Consider the following 16,544-nt stretch of genomic DNA (forward strand, 5'->3'; position numbering starts at 1 on the left):
GTGCCCGGCAGACTGGCCCCCATGAACCAGACCGCCGGCACCACCCGCATCGGCCTCCTCGGCACCGGCCCCTGGGCCGCCGCCACGCACGCCCCGGCGCTCGCCGCGCACCCCGGCGTCGACTTCGTCGGCGTGTGGGGGCGGCGGCCCGAGGCGGCGGCCGCGCTCGCGGAGCAGCACGGGGTCGCGGTGTACGAGGACGCCGACGCGCTGTTCGCGGACTGCGACGCCGTCGCCTTCGCGCTGCCGCCGGACGTCCAGGCGCCGCTGGCGATGCGGGCCGCCGGGGCGGGCTGCCACCTGCTCCTGGACAAGCCGGTCGCGACGAGCGTGGCGGGCGCCCGCGAGCTGGCCGACGCGGCCGAGCGCGCCCGGGTCGCCTCCGTCGTCTTCTTCACGCTGCGGTTCGCGAAGGAGACCGCGGCGTGGCTGGCCCAACAGGCCGCGGTGGACGGCTGGTTCACCGGCCGTGCCCAGTGGTACGGGTCGCTGTTCACCCCGGGCGCCGAGCGCGGCCCGTACGCCGCCTCGCCCTGGCGGGGTGAGAAGGGCGCGCTCTGGGACGTCGGCCCGCACGCGCTCGCCGTGCTGACCGGGGTACTCGGCGAGGTGACCGCGCTGACGGCCGCACCCGGCCCCGGCGACACCGCCCACCTGATCCTGCGTCACGCCTCGGGCGCCTCCAGCACCGCCGACCTGAGCTTCACGGCGCCCCCGGCGGCCGCGGGCGTCGAGGTCTCGGTGCTGGGCGAGGCGGGCCGGTCGGTCATGCCGGGGTGGGGCGGCGCGCTTGACGCGTTCGGCGCGGCGATCGACGCGCTCCTCGAAGCGGCCCGCACGGGGGTGCCACACCCTTGCGACGTACGGTTCGGGGCGCGGGTGACCGAGCTCCTGGCGGACGCCGAGGCCCAGCTGGACCGGGGTTAGCCCGACCAGGGTTACCGCGACAGCGCGTCGCGCACGGCCTCGTCGGTCCGGGCCACCAGCGCCGTCCCGTCGTCCGCCGTGATGATCGGACGCTGGATCAGCTTGGGGTGCTCGGCGAGCGCGGAAACCCAGCGCTCGCGGGAGTCCGCGTCACGCGGCCAGTCCTTGACGCCGAGCTCCTTCGCGGCGGCCTCCTGCGTGCGCGTGATGTCCCACGGTTCGAGGCCGAGCCGGTCGAGCACGGCCCGGATCTCGTCGGGCGAGGGCACGTCTTCGAGGTAGCGGCGCACCGTGTACTCGGCGCCCTCCGCGTCCAGCAGGTCCACCGCGCTGCGGCACTTCGAACAGGCCGGGTTGATCCAGATCTCCATGGCCGCCAGGCTACCCGCGATCCGCCCCCAAAGCCCGGCTGGCCAGGGCCGATTGTCAGTGCCCCCCAGTAAAATTGAGGCAGTAAGTGAGGGTTCCCGACTGCCCAGGAGGATGCCCATGACCGCTGCCGTACTCACCTCGCACGCCCCGAAACAGTTGTCCCTCCAGCCCCTGCACAAGGTGCCGCTGCCCGCCGGGCGTCCGCGCGTGTGGTACGAGTCCCACAACCGGCGTCTGAAGGCCATGCGCCTGGCCATCGCCCTGCTCGACACGGGGGTGTACCGGCCGGAGCAGGCGCCCGACCGCAAGATACGCACCGTGGCCGCGCTCATCGGAGTGCGCCCGCCGTCGGAGACGACCTGCCGGATGGTGCGCGCGCTGATCTACGACGGGCGCTGAGCCCCGCACCACGGCCCGGGTCATGCCCTCGCGATGCCGGGGGCGTGACCCGGGTCCGCCCCCGGGGCGTCCGGTGGGCCGAGCCCCCGTGCCCCGTGTGATCTTCAATACCCGCACGGGGGTGCGGTTGGGCAGGCAACTCCCCAGCGTCTAGGGTGACGGCGCCGTGGTGTTCGGGAAGACCGGTGCGAAACCGGAGCGGCCCTCGCCACTGTGATCGGGTTCCCCGGGTTCCGGGGAGCCGCCGTCCCCTCGCGACGCCACTGGCCAGGATCCACCTGCCCGGGAAGGCCGGGACCGCGGCACCCGCCCGTCAGCCAGGAGACCGGCCGCGGCATCTCACGAAGTGATCCACGAGGTGCTGGAGCGTGACCCGCATGACCCTGCCCGTTCGCACGTCCCCCGAGACGGGCGCCCCCGCCGCGCCGTCCTTCCACTGGCGGCGCGAGGACACCGTCCGAACCGCCGTCCTGCTCGCGGTGATAGCCGCCCTCCATGTCGTCGCCTTCGGCGTCCTGTTCCTGCTCGTGGCCCCCGAGCACTACGCGGTCGGCACCAAGACGTACGGCATAGGGCTCGGCATCACCGCGTACACCCTCGGCATGCGGCACGCCTTCGACGCCGACCACATCGCGGCCATCGACAACACCACCCGCAAGCTGATGGCCGACGGCAAGCGGCCGGTGTCCGTCGGCTTCTGGTTCGCGCTCGGCCACTCCAGCGTGGTCGTGGTCCTCACGGCCCTCGTGGCGGGCGGTGCCCAGCTCGCGGGCACGCTGATGAACGAGGACTCCACCACCCACCAGGTGATGGGCGTGGTAGGAACGACGGCCTCCGGTTCCTTCCTCTATCTCATCGCAGCGCTCAACCTGGTCGCCCTGTTCGGCATCCTGAAGGTGTTCCGGGCGATGCGCGCGGGTGCGTACGACGAGAAGGAGCTCGAAGCGCACCTGGACTCGCGGGGCTTCATGAACCGTGTCCTGGGCCGCTTCACCAAGTCCATCTCGCGGCCCGGCCAGATGTTCCCGCTCGGCTTCCTCTTCGGCCTCGGCTTCGACACCGCGACCGAGGTCACCCTGATGGTGATGGCCGGAACGGGCGCCGCCGCCGGACTGCCCTGGTACGCGATCCTGTGCCTGCCGCTGCTGTTCGCCGCCGGGATGAGCCTGTTCGACACCCTCGACGGCACGTTCATGAACTTCGCCTACCAGTGGGCCTTCTCGAACCCGGTCCGCAAGGTCTACTACAACCTCACCATCACCGGCCTGTCGATCGCGGTGGCCTTCTTCATCGGCACCATCGAGCTGGTCGGCGTCCTGCACGAGAAGCTCGACCTCACCGACCCGGTCAGCGGCTGGATCGCCGGCCTCGACCTGGACAACGTCGGCTTCGTCATCGTCGGCCTGTTCGTGGTGGTGTGGGCGGCGGCGCTGGCGTACTGGCGGCTGGGCAAGGTCGAGCAGAAGTGGGCGGCGGGCTCGGGCGCGTGAGGGGCTGCCCTTGTGCGCAGCCCCCCCGTGCGGCCCCCGCCCGAGAGGGCCCGTTCACGCACCCTCACGCGGCCCCGGCACTCCTGCCCGGTCGTTCTGCAGCGTCCACAACTCCCCGAACAGGCCTTCTGTGGCGACGAGTTCGTCGAAGGTGCCCTCCTGGATGACCCGGCCCCGGTCGAGGACGACGATGCGGTCCGCGACCGCGACGTTCGCGAGGCGGTGGGTCACCAGGACCACCGCCCGGTCGCGGGCGATCGTCCGCAGGCCGGTGAAGATGCGGTGCTCGGCGCGGGCGTCGAGCGCGCTCGTCGGCTCGTCCATCACCAGCAGTCCGGCCGGACGGTGGAAGGCCCGCGCGATCGCGATCCGCTGCCACTGCCCGCCGGACAGCTCCACACCCCCGAACCACTCCCGCGCGAGCAGCGTGTCGAGCCCGCTGCGCAGCCCGTCGACGACCTCCGCCGCGCCGGAGTGCGCGGCTGCGCGGCGTACCGACGCGTCGCCCCCGTGCGGCTGCCCCAGCGTGATGTTGTCGCGCGCGGACATCGGCCAGTGCGCGAAGTCCTGCGGCACGACCGCGGTCTGCCGCCACAGAGCCAGCGGATCGCACCGCTCCACCGCGACCCCGTCCCACGTCACCGCCCCTTCGCTGGGCAGATAGAGCCCGGTGAGCAGCTTGCTGAGGGTGGTCTTGCCGGACCCGTTCTCGCCGACGAGCGCCAGCACCTCGCCCTTGCGCACCTCGACCGTCACCTTCTCCAGGGCGGGCCGCTCGCTGCCCGGATAGCGGTACGTCAACGACTCGGCCCGCACGACCTCCGGCGCGGGCGGCGCCACTTTGCCGCGCGCCATCCGGTGCCCGCCGGCCTCCTCGATGAACTCGGCCCAGTCGTCGAGGTAGAGCCCGGTCCTGAAGAGCCGTGTCCCGTACCCGACGACACCGCGCAGCGACGAGGCGACCGTGCGCAGCGCGAACACCGCGGTGCCCGCGGACGCCACCGACATCCGCCCCGACCCGAGCAGCCAGGCGAGTGCGCCCCACACCACCCCGGCCGCGACCCCGCCCACCAGCGAGCCGAGCACCGAGTAGCGGGCGCCCTGGTGCACGGCCTTGTCGGTCGCCGCGTCCACCCGCCGCCCGATCGCCCGGTACCGGTCGAGGAGGAAGTCCGCCATCGTGCAGGACCGCAGCTGGTCGGCGGTGTCCTTGTCGATCACGAACCACCGCAGCAGACTCAGCGTGCGCCGCTCGGCGCTCATCGCCCGCGACGCCTCGTAGTGCACCCGCGCGGCCTTCACTCCGGCGATGCCCTGCGGCAGCGCGGCGAGCAGGAGCAGGGGGAGCAGCGCGGGATGCAGGACGGTCACGACCCCGGCCGCCGCGACCAGCGAGGCCACGCACGCCATGAGGTCCTGCGAGTCGGTGAGGAGCTGCTGGGCGACCTCGGCGCCCCGGTCGGCCGCCTCGCGCTTGTCGTTGAACCCGGGCTGGTCGTACGCCGACAACTCGGCCTGTACGGCGGCCCCGAGCATCTGCATCTCGGCCTCGCGGGAGATCCGCGGCGAGAGCCGGCCGGAAATGTTCACCACCACGATCCCGAGCAGCGCCCGCAGCCCGGCCGCCCCGGCGAGCACCGCGATCGACGGCAGCGCGTCGCGCATCCGGTGCGCGATGTCGCCGCTCGCGATCAGCGCGGTGATCGTACGCGTCGTGGCGAGCAGCCCGAACGCCTCGAAGAACCCCGAGAGCGCCTGACAGCACAGCAGCACGAGCACGGCCCGCCGGTCCACCCGCCAGGCCAGCGCCAGCGCCTTCCGCACGAGCTGAGGCAACCGCCGCGCCATGGTCCGGGAGGTCACCGGCCGCCGCCGCACCGCCTCCAACGAGCTTGACCGGTACCGCAGTTGCTCGTCGACGGGCTGCTCGCCCAACACCTCCGCCATGCCGCCCCCTGAGCTAGGAATCCGCCCACTTTGCCGCAAGATCCCCCCAACGGGCCCGTCCCGCACGCCGATCCACCCCATAGGGGGGAGCGCGACGGGGGAGCGGGGGAGCCTGAGCTGGAGCACACCCGAACGCGACGAGCCCCGCCGCCCGGGGAGGGGTGGCGGGGCTCGCTGACGAAACCGTGTGAGGGAATCAGACGATGCCGAGATCGATCTCCACCGGGAAGGGAACGGTCGCCGTGACGATCCCGGTGAAGACCTCGCCGTCGCGGTAACTCCTGGTCGCCGGGTCGAGGATGTACGTGTACACGATCGGCACGCCGGTCGCGGCTTGCTCGATCCGCCAGTAGAAGGCGATACCGGCCTTGGCGTACTGGTCCACCTTCACGACCCGGTCGGTGGTCTCCGACCCCGGGGAAACCACCTCGACCACGAGCAGAACGTGCTCAGGCCGGGTGGGGGTGACGTCGATGGTGTCCGACCGGTACACGACCACGTCCGGGCGCCGGTTGGTCAGCGGAACGTCCTGCAGCCGGACATCGAAGTCCGTGTCGGCGTTCCACCCCTGTCCAGCGGCGGAGTCCAGACCGTTCGCCAGGATGCGGGCCAGCCGGTTGTGCCGCTTGGACGCACTGGGGCTCACGACGACCATCCCGTCCACGATCTCGATGCCGGCGCACTGCTCCTCGGACCAGGAGTCGTACTGCTCCGCGGTGATCTGCGAGTGCATCCACGCGGGCGCGACCATCTCGATGCTCAAAACGTACCTCCCCGAGCTGGTTGGGCGGGCTTGCTGACGGCCGGGCTCAGCCTACCTTTTTCCGTGGGCCCGCCTCCTTTCAACTGCGTGGCAATTCCGTATGCCGGAGGAATCGGAACCGTGTCTGAATCCGCTGATGGCGCGGCCTTCGACGACCAGCGATGGGTGTGGACGGGGTGGCTCCGGCGGGTTCGCTGTGAAATATGGGAACCCAAATGACGCCGGACCGTCACCCCTCGCTCACGGCCGCCGAGAACCCGGTAGGTTGCGGGTCCACCTATGGCTGGTCACGTCCCGCCTCGCGCCAGCTGCGCCGAATCTCATGCCATGCGCGGATGATTGCCGGCACTTTCCCCAGCAGTTCATGAAGCTGTGAGAGCGCGAGCCCGACGGCTCCGAACGAGGCCAGGACGGACAAGACGATGGTGTCCCAGCCCATCAGTGGCCCGCCTCGTCAGAGGTACGAGCCGCGCTGGGGGTGTCGGAGGACGACGCGACGTCCGGGCTCCGCTTCGGCAGAACGCGATCGAGCCATTCAGAGGGGGAATACAACCTCTCGAGCTTGATTCGTGTGCCGCCCGCGTAGACACCTGGGCCATGGCGGAATCGTAGCTGCAGGCTGCCACTGGCCATGCTGCGGTGCCCGAGGTTGTACGTGCACTGCAGGGTGTAGGTGCTGTCGCCGAGCTCCTGTTCCGGGTTACAAGAGCAGTGCTGGTACTCGATACGGAGCGGTAAACCCCACACGGGATCCATGAGTCTCCGCAGAAAAGCATCGTGTTCGAGCTTGATGCCGCGCACCGTGTCCAGCTCAAAGATCCATTCGTCGCCAGTGATCCAAGATCGTGTCGAGTATGCGGTGCTAGATGTCTGGAATATGGCGACGCGACGCAGTAGGGCCGATCCGAGCCAGTCGAGGCCACGCTCGGCCGCCCACGTCTCCGGGTAGTCACGAATGTGCGAGTTCTCGAAGGCGGTGAGCTTTGGATTCTGCCAGAGTGGCGGAGCTTCTGCTTTCTCGTATCGAAGCCACCGTTCATGGAGTTCCTCAGCCCAATCCGTTCCCGGGATGCCACGCAGCACAAGGTGGCATTCGCTGCCGGCGAGCGTGAGGTGCAGGTCTGGCCCATTGATGCCAACAACTCGAAGACCGACGACGCCGTTTACTTGAATACCCGGCTCGGCGCTGGGCAGTAGCTGATCCAAGGCGTGGCCGCTCCGGGCATACGAGGTGCCGTTCGTGAGCGTGGTGTGGCTGTCGAGATGCACGACTGCAGACCTCGTTGTGGACTGCACGTGCGAGAGCCCGAGTGGATGTGTCCACCATTGGCCTCCGCCGCAAAGCTTGGCGAATACCTCGGCTTCGAGATGGGATTGCGACAGCGGGCTCGAATGAATCGGGTGGCGATTGTCCCCGCCGTGTGTTGCATTTATCGCTACGCAAAGGGGCTCGCCCGTGTAGAGCTGCCGAGTCCTCGCGAGCTTCTTCAGCCGCCCACCGCTGGTCATATGCGATCCGTCCTCGGAGTACCGTCGCCCCTCGGCATCCGACAACTGATCTGTGTGCCCTACTTGAGGGCATAGGTGAGCAGTGTGACGCGCCGCGCAGGTGAGGCTATGGCTCCTTAACCCCTATGTGATCCGGCAACGGGGCGAAGCAGGATCAGGGGTGGCCTCCTGAAGGCCACGACTGAGTTTGGAGGAACACGAGAGTCGGGCGCAAGTGTGCAGTGCAGCGGGCTCCGTCAGCAGCGCTCAAGCGGCGATTCGGTAGCCAGCAGCTTGCGCTCGAGCGTGGTGGATTCCCGGAGCAAGGTCGTCGGCCTCCGTCCTCGGTCGTCCCCGGCAGGGCCTCGGCCGACGTTCCGCCCGGAGCCGGAGGACGACGGGGACGAGGTAGCGGCGCCGGTCGCGGCCTGAACAGAGCCCGCAGAAAAGGCCGTCGGCCGCGTCTTCCGGGAAGGGAAGAACACGGCCGACGGCCCAGAGACGGCCCAGGCGAGCGGAAACCCGCTCTGACCTGGGGCCCTACTAAATGTCGAAGTACAGCTCGAACTCGTGCGGGTGCGGGCGGAGCTGGATCGGGGCGATCTCGTGGGTGCGCTTGTAGTCGATCCAGGTCTCGATCAGGTCGGAGGTGAAGACACCGCCGGCCTGCAGGTACTCGTTGTCGGCCTCCAGGGCCTCCAGGACGGCCGGCAGCGAGGTCGGGACCTGCTGGACGTTGGCGTGCTCCTCGGGAGCCAGCTCGTAGAGGTCCTTGTCGATCGGCTCGGCCGGCTCGATCTTGTTCTTGATGCCGTCGAGGCCCGCGAGGAGCAGCGCGGAGAACGCGAGGTACGGGTTCGACGACGGGTCCGGGGCGCGGAACTCGACGCGCTTGGCCTTCGGGTTGGAGCCCGTGATCGGGATGCGCATGGCAGCCGACCGGTTGCGCTGCGAGTACACCATGTTGACCGGCGCCTCGAAGCCCGGGACCAGGCGGTGGTACGAGTTGACGGTGGGGTTCGTGAACGCCAGCAGCGACGGGGCGTGCTTGAGGATGCCGCCGATGTAGTAGCGGGCGGTGTCCGAGAGGCCCGCGTAGCCCTGCTCGTCGTAGAACAGCGGGTCCCCGCCGGCCCACAGGGACTGGTGGACGTGCATGCCCGAGCCGTTGTCGCCGAAGATCGGCTTCGGCATGAAGGTCGCGGTCTTGCCGTTGCGCCAGGCGACGTTCTTCACGATGTACTTGAAGAGCATCAGGTCGTCGGCCGCGGCGAGCAGCGTGTTGAACTTGTAGTTGATCTCGGCCTGGCCGGCCGTGCCGACCTCGTGGTGCTGGCGCTCGACCTGGAGGCCGGACTTCTCCAGCTCCAGGGAGATCTCGGCACGCAGGTCGGCGAAGTGGTCGACCGGCGGGGCCGGGAAGTAGCCGCCCTTGTAACGGACCTTGTAGCCGCGGTTGTCCTCGACCGCACCGGTGTTCCAGGCGGCGGCCTCGGAGTCGATGTGGTAGAAGCCCTGGTTCGCGGAGGTCTCGAAACGTACCGAGTCGAAGACGTAGAACTCGGCCTCGGGGCCGAAGTACGCGGTGTCCGCGATGCCGGTGGAGGCGAGGTAGGCCTCGGCCTTCTTGGCGATGTTGCGCGGGTCGCGGCTGTACTGCTCGCCCGTGATCGGGTCGTGGATGAAGAAGTTGATGTTCAGCGTCTTGTCGCGGCGGAACGGGTCGAGGCGGGCCGTCGACAGGTCCGGACGCAGCGCCATGTCGGACTCGTGGATGGCCTGGAAGCCGCGGATCGACGAGCCGTCGAAGGCGAGCTCCTCCGTCGCGTCGAACGCCTTCGCGGGAATCGTGAAGTGCTGCATCACGCCCGGCAGGTCGCAGAACCGGACGTCGACGAACTTCACGTCGTTGTCCGCGATGAACTTCTTCGCGTCGTCGCCGTTCTGGAACATCCAACTCCTCCTACTCCCACCCGGGGAGGGGCGGGGTTGCAGCTCGGTCGTGCGGCCAGTGCGGTGGCACACGCTGGAGCCGACCATAGGCAGGCGGGATTTCTCAAGCGTGACCCGTTTGTTTCGCCCAAGTTAACCGGGCTGGTGACGAAGCCGCCAAGACTGACCCGGGCCGAAGTGATCGAAAACGGGCGCAGTACCGTTGGATCCGTGGACAACAGGCAAGCAATCGGATCGTGGCTCTCGGGGCCCCGCGCGGCCGCCGAGGAGATGGGCGTCGACTTCGGCTACCGGGGCGAGCGGCTCGGTCTGCCCAAGGACGGGCCCGGCTCGGTGGCGCCCCTCGGCCGGCGCTTCGGCGCCATCTTCATCGACTGGGGCCTGTGCGCCCTGATCGCGTACCAGTTGATCGCCCGCGGCGACACGCACAGCGCGAGCAACTGGGCGCTGCTCGTGTTCCTGGTGCTCGGCGTGCTGACGATCGGGACCGTCGGGTTCACGCCCGGCAAGCGGCTGCTCGGCCTGCGCGTGGTCGCCGAGGAGGGCGGCCGGCTCGGCGTCGTCCGGGTCACCGTCCGCACCGTACTGCTGTGCCTGGCGATCCCCGCGCTGATCTGGGACCGCGACGGCCGGGGCCTGCACGACCGCCTGGCCCGCGCGGTGCAGGTCAGGATCTGACCGGGGTCCCACGAACGTCAGAAGGCGGCGAACGTCAGAAGGCGGCCCGGACCATGTCGGTCCGGGCCGCCTTCGTTCGTCCACGAGGTGAGGGTCAGCGCATCTTTCCGCCGCGCGGCATCCGCATGCCCTTGGGCATCGGACCCTTCGGCAGCGGCATGTTGCTCATCAGGTCGCCCATGGCGCGCAGCCGGTCGTTGGCCGCGGTCACCTGCGGGCCGGACAGCACGCGGGGGAACTTGAGGAGCGTGGTGCGCACCTTCTTCAGCGGCACCTGGCCCTCGCCGTCACCGACGATCACGTCGTGGACCGGTACGTCCACCACGATGCGGGCCATCTTCTTCTTCTCGGCGGCCAGCAGGGACTTCACCCGGTTCGGGTTGCCCTCGGCCACAAGGACGACGCCGGCCCGGCCGACGGCCCGGTGGACGACGTCCTGGCTGCGGTTCATCGCCACGGCCGGGGTGGTGGTCCAGCCGCGCCCGATGTTCTGCAGCACGGCGGCCGCCGCACCCGGCTGGCCCTCCATCTGACCGAACGCCGCCCGCTCGGCACGCCGTCCGAAGACGATGGCCATCGCCAGCACGGCCACCAGGAGGCCCAGAATGCCCAGATAGACCGGGTGCCCCAGCAGGAAACCGATCGCGAGGAAGACGCCGAGGACGACGATTCCCACGCCGGCGATGACAAGTCCGATCTTGGAATCGGCCTTGCGGGTCATCTTGTAGGTCAGGGCGATCTGCTTCAGTCGCCCCGCATTCGCATCGTTCGCAGCGCTCTCTGCGGTTGCCTTCCTCGCCATACCAGGAAGTTTACGTGGCCTAGGAGCGGCGGGTGGCCACGGCCTCCAGTACGTGCTGGGCCTCGACGCGGTCCTTGGCCCGGCGCCGGTCCTCCAGAACCGCGGTCCAGGCGTTGCGGCGGGCGGTGCGCTGGCCGGAGCCCATGATCAGCGACTCCATGGCGCGCAGCGCGCCGGTGACGGACGGAAGCGTGGTGGCTCGCACGGTCTGCGGAGCGGTAGCGGCCTGCATCGTCGAGGTCCCCCCTCGGGACGGGAAGTCAGAAACGGGCGATGGGTGTGGGGGCATGCGCGGTGCGTAAAGCCAGGGTCACTGATTGGTGTTACCAGGGCGTGTCCGAGCGGTCAAACGCCAATGAAACATTGATGCGGACCGGCAAAACGCTGACGCGGCCCGTACGCATGCCCCGACCTGCGGGGGAGGTACGAGCCGCGTCGAATCGGCCATTACTGATCAGTAGCCGCTTGTGAGCGGGTTCACGCAGTCCGTTCGGTACGCGACCGGGCTCACGCGGTGGTGGCGGCGCTCCGGGCTTCCATCGCCTGCTGGTAGAGGCGGCCCGCACGGTAGGAGGAGCGGACCAGCGGACCCGACATCACACCGGAGAAGCCGATCTCGTCGGCCTCCTCCTTCAGCTCCACGAACTCCTGCGGCTTCACCCAGCGCTCGACGGGGTGGTGGCGCACGGAAGGGCGCAGGTACTGGGTGATCGTGATGAGCTCGCAACCCGCGTCGTGCAGGTGCTGCAGCGCCTCGCTGATCTCCTCGCGGGTCTCGCCCATGCCGAGGATCAGGTTCGACTTGGTGATCAGGCCGTAGTCGCGGGCCTTGGTGATCACGTCGAGGGAGCGCTCGTAACGGAAGCCGGGGCGGATCCGCTTGAAGATCCGCGGCACCGTCTCGACGTTGTGCGCGAAGACCTCGGGGCGGGAGGAGAAGACCTCTTCCAGCTGCTCGGGGACCGCGTTGAAGTCGGGGGCCAGGAGCTCGACCTTGGTGCGGCCCTCGGCGCGCTCCGCGGTCTGCGCGTGGATCTGGCGCACCGTCTCCGCGTACAGCCAGGCACCGCCGTCCGCCAGGTCGTCGCGTGCGACGCCGGTGATGGTGGCGTAGTTCAGGTCCATCGTGACGACCGACTCGCCGACGCGGCGGGGCTCGTCACGGTCGAGCGCCTCGGGCTTGCCCGTGTCGATCTGGCAGAAGTCGCAGCGCCGGGTGCACTGGTCGCCGCCGATGAGGAAGGTCGCCTCGCGGTCCTCCCAGCACTCGAAGATGTTCGGACAGCCCGCCTCCTGGCAGACCGTGTGCAGCCCCTCGCTCTTCACCAGCTTCTGCAGCTGGTTGTACTCGGGGCCCATCTTCGCCCGGGTCTTGATCCACTCGGGCTTGCGCTCGATGGGGGTCTGGCTGTTCCGGACCTCCAGGCGCAGCATCTTGCGTCCGTCGGGTGCGACTGCGGACACGTCCGGCTCCCTGTGACTTCGATTCTTCGGCGAACCTAGGGTACGCCCGTTGTTTGCTTGGGTGGAGTGCGGCTCCCGCCGGGGGTAACCCCTGCGGGGTCCTCCGGCATTCCCTTGGCGAGGGGACCCCGGGGGCTCTGCCCCCAGACCCCCGTTCGCGCCTCAAGGGTGTTCGTCCTCAAACTCCCCCAAGGCCTCAAGGGCCAGGGGGACCCCCACGACGGGCTGGATGTGCCCGTGCAGGCAACTCCTGAGGGCTGGGCCCTCTTACGCGGACGCCCGCTCGATCTCTCGCGGAGCGAGTTCCGCGTTCTCCAGGATGTCGCGCAGGTGCTTTTCGGCCACCGGGAGGACCTCCGCGATGGTCACCTCGCGGCCCAGCTCGTACGAGAGCGATGTCACACCCGCGTCGCGGATCCCGCACGGCACGATCCGGTCGAACCAGGTGTTGTCGGGGTTCACGTTGAACGAGAAGCCGTGCATCGTGACGCCCTTGGCGACGCGGATGCCGATCGCCGCCAGTTTGCGGTCCTCGCGGCGCTGGCCGGCGTTGGAGGGCGCGTACTCGGGGCCGTTGAGGCGGGCGTCGAACTCGTCGTCGTTCAGGCGCGGGTCGAAGTCGAGGGAGAGGCCGCCGAGCTTCGGGCGCTGCTCCACCGGGTCGCCGAGCACCCAGACCCCGCTGCGGCCCTCGACCCGGGTGGTCGCCAGGCCGAAGTCGGCGGCGGTACGGATCAGGGCCTCTTCGAGGCGGCGTACGTGCGCGACGACGTCCACCGGACGGGGCAGCTTCTGGATCGGGTAGCCGACGAGCTGGCCCGGGCCGTGCCAGGTGATCTTGCCGCCGCGGTCGACGTCGATGACCGGCGTCCCGTCGAGGGGGCGCTCGCTGTCCTCGGTGCGCCGGCCCGCCGTGTAGACCGGCGGGTGCTCCAGAAGCAGGCAGGTGTCCGGAATCTCGTCGGCGAACCGGGCCGCGTGCACCCGGCGCTGCTCGTCCCAGGCCTCCTGGTACTCGACCGCGTCCTCGCCGAATCCCAGCCGGACAAATCGCAGCTCGTTCACGCCAGCTCCCCTGTCGAACTTCTCGGATGCAATGCGGTGCACGCCCGCATTCACTGTACGACCGTGTTCGAGGGCCTCCGCACGGCCCCCGGACCCGGGCAGAAACGGCACGTCACCACACGATCGGATGAATGCGGGGCGAAGGTGGCGGCACCGGCCGTATTGACCGCTAAATTCTCGCCGTTCCATGAGGGCTGCAAGATTGGCCCGGAAGGCAGGAGAACGCAGAGCTGATGACGGAACGACCCTCGCAGCGCACCCCCAACCGCCAGCTCGCCGCACTGATCGCAGAAGCCGGGTTCTCCAATGCCGGGCTCGCCCGCCGCGTTGACCAGCTCGGTCTGGAGCACGGCCTGGATCTGCGCTACGACAAGACCTCGGTGACGCGGTGGCTGCGCGGCCAGCAACCGCGCGGCACCACACCCGCGCTGATCGCCGAGGTGTTCACCCGGCGGCTCGGCCGCAGACTCTCCGCACAGGACCTCGGCCTCGACGCGTGCGCTCCCGTGTACGCGGGCCTGGAGTTCGCGGCGACGCCCGAGGAGGCCGTCGACATCGTCAGCGGGCTCTGGCGCAAGGACTCGGGCAGCCACGCCGAACTCCGCAAGATCGCGTTCACCCCGGCGGGTCTGGTGGTCCCCAGCAGAGACTGGCTGATCGGACGGGCCGACGACCGGGTGAGCCGCGGCGAGCCGAACCCGCAGGGCAACGTGACCCGCATCCCGGTCCAGGGCCGCCCCTCCGTGCCCCGCCAGCGGACCACCGACCGCGGCCCCGGCCAGCGGGTGACCAGCGGCGACATCGCGGCGCTCCGCTCGGTCGGCGAACTGTTCCGCACCCTTGACCACGCCTACGGCGGCGGGCACGCCCGTCAGGCACTGGTGCGCTACCTGGAGCACGAGGCCGAGCCGATGCTGCGCGGCACGTACGGCGAGAACGTGGGGCGCCGGCTCTTCGCGGCGGCCGCGGACCTGACCAGACTGGCCGGGTGGACCTCGTACGACATCGCCGCGCACGGGCTCGCCCAGCGGTACTTCGTGCAGGCGCTGCGGCTGTCCCAGGCGGCGGGGGACCGGGCGTACGGCTCGTACGTCCTTGTCACCATGAGCCGGCAGGCCGTCTACCTGGGGCACGGTCGCGAGGCCGTGCAACTGGCCCGGGTCGCCCAGCAGGGCGTCGGGTCGGCCGCGCCGCCCGTCGTGCAGTCGCTCCTGAACGCGGTGGAGGCGCGCGGGCACGGGGTGCTCGGCGAGGTGCGGGCGTGCACGGCCTCGCTCGTGCGGGCCGAACGGGCCCTGGAGAGCGCGCGACCGGGCGATGACGTGCCGCACTGGGCGCGCTTCTTCGACGAGGCGCAGCTCGCCGACGAGTTCGGCCACTGCCACCGCGACCTCCAGCAGTACCGTGCGGCCGCCCAGCACGCCGAGCGCTCGCTGCAATTGCGCGCGCCCGGCTACGCCCGGTCCCGGCTGTTCTGCCGGGTCGTGCTCGCCACGGCCCGGCTCGGCCTCGGCGAGCTCGACCAGGCGTGCGCGCTGGGCGCGGAGGCGGCCCAGCAGGCCAGCGAGATGCGCTCGGCGCGCGCGGTCGAGTACGTACGCGACTTCGAGCGCCGCCTGGAGCCCTACCGGGACGCGGCCGCCGTGCGCAACTACCGGGACCGGGTGGCCGCGTTGGGGTGAGGCGGGCGCGGGTCAGGCCGCCTTGCGGATCACCTCCGGGGCCGCGTGCCAGGACTGGACGCCCAGGTCGGCGAGGATCGCCTGGGCGGCGCGACGGCCCGAGTACAGGGCGCCCTGGACGGTGCTGGTGTCGCGGTGGTCGCCGCACACGTACAGGCCGGCGAGCAGCCGGACCGGGCGGCGCAGATCGTGCGGGGCGGGCATCGACGGCACGGCCTGCGGGGTGTGGTGGACGGCGAGCAGTTCCCAGCCGTCCGTGGACGTGGCGTAAAGGCGTGCCAGTTGGCGGCGTACGGCACTCTCCAGGTCGGCGGGCGGGGTGCCGAGCACGGTCGAGGTGATCAGCGCCCGGCCGCGCGGCGCCCGGCTCGGGTCGACCTCGCTCATCACCGAGCTGTACGCCACCGGACCGCTGCGGTCCGCGTCCAGGAGCAGCGCGGGGTCGGCGAGCGGGGAGCGCGGGGCGGCGTGGTGGAGCACGGTGAGCGGGTGGAACGCGGGGACCCGCAGGCCGGGCAGCAGCTCGGCGGCGGCCGGGGCGTCGGTGGCCAGGAGCAACGAGCGGCAGCCGAGTACGCCGTGGTCGGCGGTGGTGACGGAGGTCGTGGCGACGGCCGTCACCTTCACGTCGGTACGCACCGTGCCGGGCGGCAGGGCGGCGGCGAGCAGCTCCGGCAGGGTCGCCGCGCCGCCCGCCGGAACGCACAGCCGGCCACGTGCGAAGCCGCGCAGCGCGAGGTCGGCGCAGCGGCTCGACGTGGTCAGGTCCGGGTCGCAGAGCAGCGCGGAGAGCAGCGGGCGTACGAAGCCGTCCAGGGTGCGGGCGGGCAGACCCCGGCCCGACAGCGCCTGGCCGATGGGGAGTTCGGGCCGGGCGACGATCCGCTCGACCGGGGCCGCGGCGAGTTTGGCGAGTGCCTTGCCGAGCCGGGCCTGGTCGAGTGCGCCCCCGAGCGGGGTGACCGTGCCGCGAGGGGCGCTCGCGCGGGCGCGTGCGGCGGCCAGTGCGCCCCTTGCGCTCCCTGTCGCGCCTGCCCGGTAGTGCCGGCCCCCGCTGTGCACGAGGACGCCGGGCGAGAACGCGCGCAGCGGCAGGTCCTCCAGGCCCGGGGTGCGGGTCAGTTCCGGGTACGAGGTCGAGAGCAGCTGCCCGATCCGGTCGAGGCGGAAGCCGTCGACCGTGCTGGTCGACATGCGGCCGCCCACGCAGGGGGCTGCCTCCAGGACGCTGACCGTGACTCCCGCGCCGGTCAGCTGATGAGCCGCTGACAGGCCCGCGAGCCCGGCCCCCACGATGAGTACGTCCGCATGGTGTGCGGTGCTGAGCACGTGGCCCTCCCCGAGGTAGGCGCGGTAGGTGGAAGCCTCATGCCCCCAACTGGCCCACGAAATGCGGCAGTTCGAGGAGAGAGTAGGTACGTTCTGGGCGGGCGGGCCCATGCGCGCGGGGGTGGGCGTCGAAGCATGGCGGGCGCACGGGTGCCCGTCCGGGGGTGGCGGGGGAGGGGGCGGGG

Annotated in this window: 15 protein-coding genes and 1 riboswitch; of the genes, 5 read left to right on the forward strand and 10 right to left on the reverse strand. The window is 70.5% G+C overall.

Features of this window, described 5'->3' with window-relative positions; all coding sequences use genetic code 11:
• Window positions 1-21 precede the first annotated feature (21 nt).
• The gene (locus ADK54_RS03365) at window positions 22-927 is read left to right on the forward strand and encodes a Gfo/Idh/MocA family protein (RefSeq protein ID WP_053723975.1); all 906 of its coding nucleotides are present in this window, start codon (window positions 22-24) and stop codon (window positions 925-927) included.
• Window positions 928-938: 11 nt separating this feature from the next.
• On the opposite strand, the gene ADK54_RS03370 is transcribed toward ADK54_RS03365, so the two are convergent.
• Window positions 939-1,298, reverse strand: coding sequence for an arsenate reductase family protein (locus ADK54_RS03370; RefSeq protein WP_053723976.1), 360 nt, complete (start codon window positions 1,296-1,298; stop codon window positions 939-941).
• A gap of 118 nt (window positions 1,299-1,416) precedes the next feature.
• Between ADK54_RS03370 and ADK54_RS03375 the strand changes: the two genes are divergently transcribed.
• Both ADK54_RS03375 and ADK54_RS03380 read left to right on the forward strand, forming a co-directional pair.
• Window positions 1,417-1,698, forward strand: a complete 282-nt coding sequence (locus ADK54_RS03375) for a hypothetical protein (RefSeq protein WP_053723977.1) — start codon at window positions 1,417-1,419, stop codon at window positions 1,696-1,698.
• A gap of 150 nt (window positions 1,699-1,848) precedes the next feature.
• Window positions 1,849-2,047: riboswitch (cobalamin riboswitch) on the forward strand.
• A 28-nt stretch (window positions 2,048-2,075) separates the two neighbouring features.
• Window positions 2,076-3,188 (forward strand): HoxN/HupN/NixA family nickel/cobalt transporter, encoded by a 1,113-nt coding sequence (locus ADK54_RS03380; protein ID WP_053723978.1) that lies wholly within the window; start codon window positions 2,076-2,078, stop codon window positions 3,186-3,188.
• A 54-nt stretch (window positions 3,189-3,242) separates the two neighbouring features.
• On the opposite strand, the gene ADK54_RS03385 is transcribed toward ADK54_RS03380, so the two are convergent.
• The 4 genes from ADK54_RS03385 to glnA form a co-directional block, all read right to left on the reverse strand.
• Window positions 3,243-5,135: an ABC transporter ATP-binding protein gene (locus ADK54_RS03385; RefSeq protein ID WP_107090448.1), complete on the reverse strand. Its 1,893-nt coding sequence runs from the start codon at window positions 5,133-5,135 to the stop codon at window positions 3,243-3,245.
• Between the two features lie 196 nt (window positions 5,136-5,331).
• Window positions 5,332-5,898 carry a Uma2 family endonuclease gene (locus tag ADK54_RS03390; protein WP_053723979.1) on the reverse strand — a complete coding sequence of 189 codons (567 nt, stop codon included), beginning with the start codon at window positions 5,896-5,898 and terminating at the stop codon, window positions 5,332-5,334.
• A 438-nt stretch (window positions 5,899-6,336) separates the two neighbouring features.
• Complete coding sequence (locus ADK54_RS45585; protein WP_159047605.1) at window positions 6,337-7,167, reverse strand: hypothetical protein; 831 nt, start codon at window positions 7,165-7,167, stop codon at window positions 6,337-6,339.
• 762 nt (window positions 7,168-7,929) lie between these two features.
• Window positions 7,930-9,339 carry a type I glutamate--ammonia ligase gene (gene glnA, locus ADK54_RS03400; RefSeq protein ID WP_053723981.1) on the reverse strand — a complete coding sequence of 470 codons (1,410 nt, stop codon included), beginning with the start codon at window positions 9,337-9,339 and terminating at the stop codon, window positions 7,930-7,932.
• 210 nt (window positions 9,340-9,549) lie between these two features.
• Between glnA and ADK54_RS03405 the strand changes: the two genes are divergently transcribed.
• Window positions 9,550-10,017: an RDD family protein gene (locus ADK54_RS03405; RefSeq protein WP_078966095.1), complete on the forward strand. Its 468-nt coding sequence runs from the start codon at window positions 9,550-9,552 to the stop codon at window positions 10,015-10,017.
• A gap of 94 nt (window positions 10,018-10,111) precedes the next feature.
• Here ADK54_RS03405 and ADK54_RS03410 read toward each other — a convergent pair whose 3' ends face one another.
• The 4 genes from ADK54_RS03410 to lipB all read right to left on the reverse strand — a co-directional run bounded on the left by ADK54_RS03410 (window position 10,112) and on the right by lipB (window position 13,348).
• Window positions 10,112-10,819 carry a DUF4191 domain-containing protein gene (locus ADK54_RS03410; RefSeq protein WP_053723983.1) on the reverse strand — a complete coding sequence of 236 codons (708 nt, stop codon included), beginning with the start codon at window positions 10,817-10,819 and terminating at the stop codon, window positions 10,112-10,114.
• A gap of 19 nt (window positions 10,820-10,838) precedes the next feature.
• A complete protein-coding gene (locus tag ADK54_RS03415) occupies window positions 10,839-11,051 on the reverse strand; it encodes a hypothetical protein (protein ID WP_053723984.1) in 213 nt (70 codons plus the stop codon).
• Between the two features lie 275 nt (window positions 11,052-11,326).
• Complete coding sequence (gene lipA, locus ADK54_RS03420) at window positions 11,327-12,283, reverse strand: lipoyl synthase (protein WP_053723985.1); 957 nt, start codon at window positions 12,281-12,283, stop codon at window positions 11,327-11,329.
• A 267-nt stretch (window positions 12,284-12,550) separates the two neighbouring features.
• Window positions 12,551-13,348: a lipoyl(octanoyl) transferase LipB gene (lipB, locus tag ADK54_RS03425; protein ID WP_053723986.1), complete on the reverse strand. Its 798-nt coding sequence runs from the start codon at window positions 13,346-13,348 to the stop codon at window positions 12,551-12,553.
• 233 nt (window positions 13,349-13,581) lie between these two features.
• On the opposite strand from lipB, the gene ADK54_RS03430 reads away from it, so the two are divergent.
• On the forward strand, window positions 13,582-15,030 hold the full coding sequence (locus ADK54_RS03430) for a hypothetical protein (RefSeq protein WP_053723987.1): 1,449 nt from the start codon (window positions 13,582-13,584) through the stop codon (window positions 15,028-15,030).
• Between the two features lie 12 nt (window positions 15,031-15,042).
• Here the strand turns inward: ADK54_RS03430 and ADK54_RS03435 are convergent, their stop codons facing one another.
• Window positions 15,043-16,359: an NAD(P)/FAD-dependent oxidoreductase gene (locus ADK54_RS03435; RefSeq protein ID WP_053723988.1), complete on the reverse strand. Its 1,317-nt coding sequence runs from the start codon at window positions 16,357-16,359 to the stop codon at window positions 15,043-15,045.
• Window positions 16,360-16,544: the final 185 nt, after the last annotated feature.

Source organism: Streptomyces sp. WM6378 (genome assembly GCF_001279695.1).
Lineage (GTDB): Bacteria > Actinomycetota > Actinomycetes > Streptomycetales > Streptomycetaceae > Streptomyces.

Bases quoted from the DNA above. Each gene is read 5' to 3' on its own strand.
- ADK54_RS03370 (WP_053723976.1), bottom strand. From the start codon at position 1,298: ATGGAGATCTGGATCAACCCGGCCTGTTCGAAGTGCCGCAGCGCGGTG.
- ADK54_RS03415 (WP_053723984.1), bottom strand. From the start codon at position 11,051: ATGCAGGCCGCTACCGCTCCGCAGACCGTGCGAGCCACCACGCTTCCG.
- ADK54_RS03380 (WP_053723978.1), top strand. From the start codon at position 2,076: ATGACCCTGCCCGTTCGCACGTCCCCCGAGACGGGCGCCCCCGCCGCG.
- ADK54_RS03365 (WP_053723975.1), top strand. From the start codon at position 22: ATGAACCAGACCGCCGGCACCACCCGCATCGGCCTCCTCGGCACCGGC.
- ADK54_RS03385 (WP_107090448.1), bottom strand. From the start codon at position 5,135: ATGGCGGAGGTGTTGGGCGAGCAGCCCGTCGACGAGCAACTGCGGTAC.
- glnA (WP_053723981.1), bottom strand. From the start codon at position 9,339: ATGTTCCAGAACGGCGACGACGCGAAGAAGTTCATCGCGGACAACGAC.
- ADK54_RS03375 (WP_053723977.1), top strand. From the start codon at position 1,417: ATGACCGCTGCCGTACTCACCTCGCACGCCCCGAAACAGTTGTCCCTC.
- ADK54_RS03410 (WP_053723983.1), bottom strand. From the start codon at position 10,819: ATGGCGAGGAAGGCAACCGCAGAGAGCGCTGCGAACGATGCGAATGCG.
- ADK54_RS03430 (WP_053723987.1), top strand. From the start codon at position 13,582: ATGACGGAACGACCCTCGCAGCGCACCCCCAACCGCCAGCTCGCCGCA.